The organism is Flavivirga sp. 57AJ16, from assembly GCF_028736925.1.
Lineage (GTDB): Bacteria > Bacteroidota > Bacteroidia > Flavobacteriales > Flavobacteriaceae > Flavivirga.
In genome coordinates this window covers 394,147-403,821 of sequence record NZ_JAQZAT010000002.1, presented here as the reverse complement: position 1 = coordinate 403,821, position 9,675 = coordinate 394,147, and the positions used below count along the sequence as shown (strand labels likewise).

Annotated in this window: 7 protein-coding genes; 4 read left to right on the top strand and 3 right to left on the bottom strand. The window is 33.5% G+C overall.

What is annotated here, in order from left to right; genetic code table 11:
• From PQO00_RS03950 to PQO00_RS03940, 3 genes are all read left to right on the top strand, one after another.
• The coding region (locus tag PQO00_RS03950) for a transposase (RefSeq protein WP_274183533.1) at window positions 1-445 on the top strand (445 nt) is incomplete at its 5' end.
• A gap of 92 nt (window positions 446-537) precedes the next feature.
• The gene (locus tag PQO00_RS03945) at window positions 538-1,026 is read left to right on the top strand and encodes a transposase (RefSeq protein ID WP_274183532.1); all 489 of its coding nucleotides are present in this window, start codon (window positions 538-540) and stop codon (window positions 1,024-1,026) included.
• A gap of 400 nt (window positions 1,027-1,426) precedes the next feature.
• Window positions 1,427-2,107 (top strand): basic secretory protein-like protein, encoded by a 681-nt coding sequence (locus tag PQO00_RS03940; protein WP_274183531.1) that lies wholly within the window; start codon window positions 1,427-1,429, stop codon window positions 2,105-2,107.
• A gap of 313 nt (window positions 2,108-2,420) precedes the next feature.
• Here PQO00_RS03940 and PQO00_RS03935 read toward each other — a convergent pair whose 3' ends face one another.
• The 3 genes from PQO00_RS03935 to PQO00_RS03925 form a co-directional block, all read right to left on the bottom strand.
• On the bottom strand, window positions 2,421-4,142 hold the full coding sequence (locus PQO00_RS03935) for a glycoside hydrolase family 32 protein (RefSeq protein WP_274183530.1): 1,722 nt from the start codon (window positions 4,140-4,142) through the stop codon (window positions 2,421-2,423).
• A gap of 873 nt (window positions 4,143-5,015) precedes the next feature.
• Window positions 5,016-5,888 carry an alpha/beta hydrolase gene (locus PQO00_RS03930; RefSeq protein ID WP_274183529.1) on the bottom strand — a complete coding sequence of 291 codons (873 nt, stop codon included), beginning with the start codon at window positions 5,886-5,888 and terminating at the stop codon, window positions 5,016-5,018.
• Between the two features lie 473 nt (window positions 5,889-6,361).
• Window positions 6,362-7,396, bottom strand: coding sequence for a GntR family transcriptional regulator (locus PQO00_RS03925; RefSeq protein WP_274183528.1), 1,035 nt, complete (start codon window positions 7,394-7,396; stop codon window positions 6,362-6,364).
• Window positions 7,397-7,557: 161 nt separating this feature from the next.
• Between PQO00_RS03925 and PQO00_RS03920 the strand changes: the two genes are divergently transcribed.
• Window positions 7,558-9,663: a bifunctional aldolase/short-chain dehydrogenase gene (locus tag PQO00_RS03920; protein ID WP_274183527.1), complete on the top strand. Its 2,106-nt coding sequence runs from the start codon at window positions 7,558-7,560 to the stop codon at window positions 9,661-9,663.
• Window positions 9,664-9,675: the final 12 nt, after the last annotated feature.

Sequence of the window (9,675 nt, the reverse complement as noted above, 5' to 3'; positions counted from 1 at the left end):
AAGTGTAGATTATTGCAGAAAAGAGAAAGGTATGGAACTATATGCCTATTGCTTTATGCCGAGCCATATACATTTGATCTTTAGGTCGGCATATGAAGATCCATCAGGGCTGATACGGGATTTTAAAAAATATACAGCAAGGAAATTAATGGAAACTATAGCAAACAACTCTCAAGAGAGTAGAAAAGAGTGGTTGTTATGGCTATTTGAGCACGCAGGAAAAAAGAATGCAACGAAAAGTAAATATCAATTTTGGCAACATCATAATAAACCTATTGAGCTATGGAGCGAAAAAGTAATCAAACAAAAAACAGATTATATTCATAATAACCCTGTAAAAAGTGGTTTTGTTACTAATGCAATAGATTGGAAATATTCAAGTGCCAGAAACTTTCAAGAAGATAATACGGTTTTGGAGATAGATTCGGTTGGTTTTATAGGATAAACTTTGAATTAATAATATTCTGATTGGTAAATTTTTAGTTAGTTTGCCGCCACTAAACACAGTTTAGCGGTAGCGGGGCTACTGTAAATTGGTTGGATGTTTTTATAAGGCAAATTTATTTTGATGTATTGGCAAGAAGTGTAGATTATTGCAGAAAAGAGAAAGGTATGGAACTATATGCCTATTGCTTTATGCCGAGCCATATACATTTGATCTTTAGGTCGGCATATGAAGATCCATCAGGGCTGATACGGGATTTTAAAAAATATACAGCAAGGAAATTAATGGAAACTATAGCAAACAACTCTCAAGAGAGTAGAAAAGAGTGGTTGTTATGGCTATTTGAGCACGCAGGAAAAAAGAATGCAACGAAAAGTAAATATCAATTTTGGCAACATCATAATAAACCTATTGAGCTATGGAGCGAAAAAGTAATCAAACAAAAAACAGATTATATTCATAATAACCCTGTAAAAAGTGGTTTTGTTACTAATGCAATAGATTGGAAATATTCAAGTGCCAGAAACTTTCAAGAAGATAATACGGTTTTGGAGATAGATTCGGTTGGTTTTATAGGATAAACTTTGAATTAATAATATTCTGATTGGTAAATTTTTAGTTAGTTTGCCGCCACTAAACACAGTTTAGCGGTAGCGGGGGATATCTAAAAACTTGTGACTCGGTCTAACAACAAATCGTTCTACTAGTTCTTATTGTAACTTGCAATGTGTCTTTTCTAAATTTATGGAAAGCACAACGAAATGGCTTTCCATAAGGAGAAGCGCCCTAAAATTCATGAATTTTAGGGCGCTTCTCCTTTATTAAGGGTAAACTTTAAAATTCAATAAATACATTGCAGTGTCTCAATATTTCGATATGGAAAAATATTGTTTTTTGAGTTAATGCTTTATTTCAAGGCAGGTATAGATAATAATTTCTGTATCTGACTTTAGAATAATTTTTAATTAAAATCTTAATAAAATGAAAATAACACATTTACTTTTTGCCCTGTTACTCTTTTTTCCAATCAGAGAAATAACAGCACAGAACACACAGCTAATTAAGAAGAAAGGTATAAGCGTTCATTTAACCAATGAAGACCCCACGCTTTCAGATTCTATTATAAAACTGTATTTAGACACCTTTTTTAAAACCTATCCTAAATTGCGTCTAACCTATAATAAAAATGCCCCTAAAAAGGTGAAAATCAAAATTGATAATGCCTATGAAGGTGTCGCTTATGCTCATAATGGACAGATAACCATTTCTTCTAAATGGATGCACAAAAAACCAACAGATGCCGACCTTATTACGCATGAAGGCATGCATATTATTCAAGGATATCCAGGCAATTCGGGGCCAGGGTGGCTTGTTGAAGGTATTGCTGATTACATAAGGTATATTCATGGTATAAACAATAAATTAGCAGGTTGGTCTTTACCTAAATTTCAAAATACCCAACATTACACTAATTCATATAGAGTAACAGCACGATTTTTAGTTTGGACATCAAATAACTATAACAAAAACTTGGTAAAACTATTAGACAAGCAACTAAGAAATAAAACTTATTCCGTAGCTCTATGGGAAGCGTTCACGAATAAATCCTTGGTTGATTTATGGGAAGAATATTCAAAAAGACCACAACTTCATAAGTCTTAAAAAAACAGATTCTATGAAATCGTGACGTCCTAAAATATCGTTACAGAATTAATAAATTAAAGGTAGTGATTTAATATTGCTACCTTTTTTGTTTTTGTATTGTTTTCTTTTGAGCTTGTTCTGTTTATGCATATGATTAGGTGCTAGCATATGATTGGGCTCTTAAATTATGAATCTTGTATTTACTCCTTTTTCAATTACAGGCGCAATACAATAGTTGATCCTAGAATAAATTTATACCCCAAACTAAATAGAAAAACACATCCGCTATAGGCGCCCCACTGTTGGCTCACCTGTTTTATCAACAAAAAAGTTACCAAATACTTTTTAGGGAGTAAACGTTTATTTTTCTACAAATCGTAGCCCCCTCTTTACTGCTTAAAATAATTTGTTCATTATCATTAGTAATATTTACATTAACAGGCATGTAAAATACGCCGTTATCTGCAAAAATCTCAACTCCCGTTTTGTCTATAAAAGCAGTGAATTTTAGTTGGCCATTTTTTAAAGTTAATTTCTCCTTTACGCCATCAACTATTAGTTCCTCATTGTTAAAATTATAGACAATATCTAACCCTCTAATTTTAAACACAATCTCGCTCGCCGTATCGGATTCAAGCTCCACATGTACCTCCAATGCGTTCTTGGGGTTAAGTTTTAAAGGAAGTATACTTTTACCTATTACTTTTACATTTTTAAAAGTTTGTTGTTTTTTTCTTAGACTTTCTAGTTCTTCAACGGGTTTTCGGGACAATCTTAATCCATTGGTTGTAGTTACTAATTTTAACGCCATCGGAAGGCTCATGGACTGGTTAAAATAATTCTCTCCATGCGCAGTATTGGTTTGCCACCACCCAACTTCAATAATTCTTCCTTTTGGGTCGTTGCTAAATGTTTGTGCTGCATAGTACCCCCTACCATGAACACTTTTTAATCGGGATAATTCTGGCTGAAATGTTTTGCCGTCAAATGTCCCAATAGCATACTCGCTATTTGCGCCACTAAGTACCCATTTTTTATTGTTTTCATATCCATCTACAGGAAGTTCATAAAAATCCGGACACTCAAATAAAAACCTGTCGTTATCTTTACCGCCTTTCAAAATACTTAAAAGTGACCAATCCTTCAGGTTTTTAGAACCATAAAAATGAACCGTATGTTGTTTCTCCGGTTTTTCAACATACAACACCATAATCCATTCTTTTAAAGGCTCGTACCATACTATTTTTGGATCCCTGTTTCCATTGGTTACCTTTTTTACCACAGGTTTTTCAAACTTTGTAAAATCTTTACCGTTAAGGCTGTAGGCCAATCCTTGTGTCCACAATTTGTCTGAAGTATAGCTCACAACCATGGGAGCATTTTTTAAAGTACCAAAACCGCTTGTATTATTTTTGTCTACAACTCCGCTACCACTATACATGGTTCCAGTCTCGTCAGGATAAAGCGCTTCCCCAACTTCTTTCCAATGTACCAAATCTTTACTTATTGCATGTCCCCAATGCATATTTCCCCATTGCACTCCATACGGGTTATGTTGAAAAAACATGTGATATTCTCCGTTATAAAATGTTAAGCCATTGGGGTCGTTATTCCAACCCCGTTTGGGTGAAAAGTGAATCTTACCGCGTAAATCCTCTGCATACATATTACTTTTATCAAGTTCCTTATCACTTTGTTTTATAAGGGTTAGAGCCAATGAGTTTTGAGAAAGTTCATTTACTAAAATTTCAAGATTTTCGCCTTTCCAGGTTCTAATATCAAGATAAGCATACCAATCTGGATTGCTATCTGCCAATTCAATACTAAACGAACATACTTCAACGCCTTTAGCGAAAATAGCCACCTTCTTTTTTTGCGCACCATTTTTCACAGGTAAGAGCAACCACTTTTTTTGAGCCTTAATTTCTCTAGCTTTATTAGAAACCTGAGGATTAAGTAAATTTGCAGATACAGCATGATTACTAAAAATAGTTAAAACGCATAAAACCAAAATACACTTCATGGCACGTTCTATTGGGTTAAATTGTTTCATAATGAAAAACATATTATTTAAATAACTGATTTATTAGTTAATAAATTTTAGTATTATTTTATTAGATGATATTCTATATATTATATTGACTTCCTTTTTTAGGTGAAAATGTTTATCTCCAATCCACCAATCAATATCGGGTATGTTCTTTGCTATTATAATCAATAGTATAAATTTTCAACAACCCCTTAACTACAAAAGTTTCAAACCGACAAACTTCACCCTATCTTAAAGGAAATACTTTTTTTCGATTTTCTTTTGTTCAAAGGAACTATCTAAAACCTCAAATTCCTCATCGTTGCATTCGACATATTCTTCAATATTTTTTCTTAAGAGCCCTAAGGATTCCATGTTATCTTACATCTATCTATAGACCTTGACAAAGTTTCACTCCCTAACAAAAGTACAATAAAATGCTCTATTGCTGTTTGTTTATTAACAACAATGCCTTATACCAAATAAACTTCAAAACAACTGGTTAAATCCGTTTAGCTCACTATCTTTTATTTTTATAATTGGTGTTCTTGAATCTTCGATTTCATGGGAATGACAACCCTGCCTGCCAGGCAGGCCCAACGCAATGCGTCGAGGAATTCTTTTCGATTAAACAGCCATAAATAAGAAACTTTATAATTCACCTATTAAAAAATCCAACAATAAGCGCCCTTTATCCGGTAAAACACTAAAATAAAAATCTTCAATTGCTTTCGAAAATCTCCCATTTATGGCTTTAACACTATAGTTTTAAGAGTATGGATTAATGCCAGTAGACATGAATTGGGCTTTATGTTTAACCTTTCATTTTTATAATATTATTTGTATGCAATATCTAAATGTATGCCACTTTACAACACACCAAATTTTCGACTTAATTTATTTCTTCTTATACCAAGTTTCAGATAAAATCCAATTAAAACAAGGGCTTGTCCACTGTACTTTTGCTGTTTTATTGAAAACACCAAAACCATGTCCCCCTTCAGCATACAAAAACAGTTCTACTGGGACTTTATGTTGTCGTAAAGCGGCATTAAAATACAAGCTATTTTCGACTTTAACCACATCGTCATCTATAGCAGATACAATAAAGGTTGGTGGGGTATCTTTCGTTACTTGTAATTCATTGGAAAATTCTTTAATTTTTTCAGGTGTCATATCTGCCCCAATTAAATGCATTCTTGATTCCAAATGAGTCAGGTTATCTGCAAAACTCACAACGGGATAAACTGCCACCACAAAATCTGGTCGCAAATTTATATTCTCTGGATTTTCTAATGCCGTTTGGTTAAAATGTGTCGCAACGGTTGTCACTAAATGCCCACCTGCCGAAAACCCCATAATACCAACCTTATTTGGGTTTATGTTATAGGCTTTCGAATGCTTCCTAACATATTCAAGTGCTTTTTGGGCATCAGATAATGGAACTATCTCTTTATGAGCCATTCTAGAGGCATTTGGGAGACGATAATCCAAAAGAAATGCCGTTATACCCATCTTATTAAGTTCTTTACATGCAGGTATCCCCTCTACATTATTGGCTCTACCTACATATGAACCTCCAGAACAAACGATGACCGCTATGTCATTTTTCTTATTTTCAGGAAGATAATAAGTGAGTCTAGGTATTTCTGAACCTTCCTTTGCAAAAAGAATTTCATCTTGAGGATATAGCCATATAGGTTCTTGGGCCCTAACCCAATTATGACAAAATAAGAATAGCACATGGAACGCCAATAATATATGTTTCATAAAAAATCGTTTAACATTATTTTGATGTTCTTAAAATTAACAAAAAACGATTAGAATAAAATTTTCCTATCGAATTTATTGACACATTATACATACAGGTTTTCAATGTTTAAACAACTAATATCCCTCTTATACCAATTAAAAACTCTCCACAATGTTAAAAGTCAATAATCACATTTGTATCCTGTACTATCCTGTTCTAAACTATTACTTATAAAAAAGATTATTGTTGTCCGATAAAAACTATTGACTTTTATTTGAAGCCCATCTATAATAGTATTTGTAAAAGCATTACAGATTAGACGCCTTGCTTTTAATACCAGTTAAATCTATCAGGAAATATTTAGGTTTCTGGATGTAAAACAATAATGGTGTACCTGTTTGTCTGTTAGTTACAATCAAGTCTTTGTTCTTGATTCTAATAACGAAGCGGTCTTACGTTTTTAGTCGGACACTAATGATAAAAGATAAATTTATATTGAGTTTCTGTGAATTAAATAAAAAGGGTTTCTATGACTTCCTGTGAGTTTACTCTTTATCATCTCTGCAGCCATTTCTCCCATTTTTTTAAAATCGGTACTAACGACAGATATTCCTAGAAGTTCTTTTAAAGGTGTATCGTTATAAGAAAGCACCCCAATACTTTTCCCCATAATAAATCCTTGGTCCCGCACTTGTTTTATTAAATTCACCAAGTCATTTTCCTCTATTACAATGTAAGCATCTAAAGGCTTCAATTCCATTTCTGAATAAATCTCTTCTAAAATTTCAAATTCAAATTTATGGTGAATACAAAATTTTCTAAATCCATTGAGAATTCGTCTTGGATAAGGATAGATTACCTTTGTTGGATAAATAAGTATTAAATTTTTATACCTTCGAAGTTCATTTATACTTTTTACTAACGCATCATATAGATCATTCTCAAAATCCTGATAAACAGCCCTAATACTGTCCTTAATTATATTATTATCCAGTACGATAAGTTTTTCTGAAGGTATACTTTCTATAGCTCTTTGAATATCATCATTAATACTTAGGTGGTTTAAATTATCCGTCTTAAAATGCGGCATAATAACATAGTAATCGTAATAATTTTTATACTTTTCCAGAAGATTAAGGAAAATTTGAACATCGCAATGATAAATACTCAAATCAACATGTGCATCCACTCCTAGCCTATCTACAAATGAATTATAAATTCTCATTTTATAAGAACTGGGCTTATTAATAAGAAAAAGAACATTTTTTTTAGCTAGTAATACAGTTCTTGCAATGTAAAATCCTTTCCCCTTAACAGACGTAATAATTTTTTTTTCTTTAAGAATCCTATATGCTTTTTCCACAGTATCCCTAGAGAGGTAAAATTCCTCACTAATTTCATTTATAGAAGGTATTTTTTGATTAATTTCTAATTGACCATTAGAAACGCCCATTATAACCGATTCTACAATCTGTTGATATTTGGGTATTCTCGAATTTTCTTTAATTTTAAAAACAGTCAACATTATATTAATTATTACATTTACATAGATTTGATAAATTTATGACAATAAAAGAGAGTAAAAAAGTAATTTGTTCAAAGTATAGACAGTAAACTACAGGATAGTTTTAACCAAACGGTATTCTAAATTGCGCTAAGTTAAATATATTTATCAATATTATATCCATGGAAAAACTAATATATAAATTTACGCATGTGGAATATTTATGGGATGAGCAAAAAGCCGCTTCTTTAAAAAATGATGAAGTAGCACTCTTTTTATATAGATCCAATATATTAGGTGCAGATTTAAGAATAACCAATTACGGAGGCGGAAATACAAGCTGCAAAACTATAGAAAAAGACCCCTTGACCAATGAAGATGTTGAAATTATGTGGATAAAAGGATCAGGTGGTGATATAGGAACTTTGACCCGATCTGGAATTGCGGGACTGTATACAAGTAGATTACGTGATTTAAAAAACATTTATAAAGGTTTACACGACGAAGACCGTATGGTTGGACTCTTTGACCACTGTATATATGATTTAAATAGTAAAGCGCCATCAATTGACACCCCGCTTCATGGATTATTGCCTTTTGCCCACATAGACCATTTACATCCGGACGCATTAATTGCTGTTGCAGCTGCCAAGGACAGCAAAAAGATTACCAAGGAAATCTGGGGTGACACCATGGGTTGGTTACCTTGGCAACGCCCAGGTTTTGACCTCGGAATACAATTAGAAAAATGTTTAAACGACAATCCAGGAATCCGAGGGATTGTATTGGGCAATCACGGGTTGTTTACTTGGGGAAACACATCACATGAATGTTATGTGAATAGCCTAGAGGTTATTGAAATGGCTTCTGAATATATTGAAAATAAAATCAATGAAAAAGGCATTTGTTTTGGAGGGCAAAAAATACAAAACGTTCCAAAGGAAAAGCGTCTTGAGAAAGCTTCTCTATTAATGCCCATATTAAGGGGCTTGTGCTCGTCAGAAAATAGGATGATTGGCCATTTTTCAGATAGCGATGTTGTTTTGGAGTACATCAACAGTGAAGATCTAGAACGATTAGCTCCAATGGGAACATCTTGCCCCGACCATTTTTTAAGGACTAAAATTCAGCCATTGGTACTTACTTTAGGTACGGATGAAGATTTAAGCACCCCTAAAGTAATCGCTGCAAAATTAGAGCTCGAATTCGAAGCTTATAGAAAAGAATATCATAACTATTACAACACTTTTAAAAGAGATAATAGTCCACCTATTCGTGATTCAAACCCGGTAATTATTATATATCCAGGGATTGGTATATTTAGTTTTGCCAAAAATAAGCAAACAGCGCGTGTTGCAAGTGAGTTTTATATAAATGCTATCAATGTCATGCGAGGGGCAGAAGCAATTAGCACCTATACGTCATTACCAAGACAGGAGGCTTTCGACATCGAATATTGGTTATTGGAAGAGGCAAAACTACAACGTTTACCAAAAGAAAAACCACTATCGCGCAAAATTGCCTTGATAACTGGTGCTAGTGGCGGAATAGGCAAAGCCATAGCTGATAAATTAACAGAAGAAGGAGCAAATATCATCATAACAGACATAACAGAAGATAAACTTAAAGAGGTCAATGCGACCTATAAAAAGGATGTGTCTGCTTATGCATTATGCGATGTTACAAGTGTGGCTTCTATAAAAGAAGCTTATAAAAAAGCTTGTTTGGAATTTGGAGGTGTCGACATTATTGTTCATAGTGCAGGTCTGGCAATATCTAAACCACTAGAGGAAACCACTGAAAAGGATTGGGATATTTTACAAGATGTTTTAGTGAAAGGTCAATTCGAATTAATCAAAGCTGGTGTCGATGTGATGCGCAGACAAAATCTAGGGGGAAATATTATAAATATTGCCAGTAAAAATGGACTGGTTTCGGGACCTAATAATGTAGGTTATGGCACTGCTAAAGCTGCGCAACAGCATATGTCTCGTTTATTGGCAGCCGAATTAGCACCAGATAAAATTAGAGTGAATACAGTAAATCCTGATGGTGTCATTATTGGAAGTAAGATTTGGCAAGGTGAATGGGCTGAAGGAAGAGCAAAGGCCCATGGTATTACAGTAGAGGAATTACCCGCACATTATGCAAAACGAAATCTTTTGAACGAAATCATATACCCAAAAGATATAGCTAACGGGGTATTTACATTGGTAGCCATTTTAGATAAAACAACCGGAAATATTATTAATGTAGACGGAGGTATATCCAGTGCCTTTGTGCGTTGATTTTATCTGTTT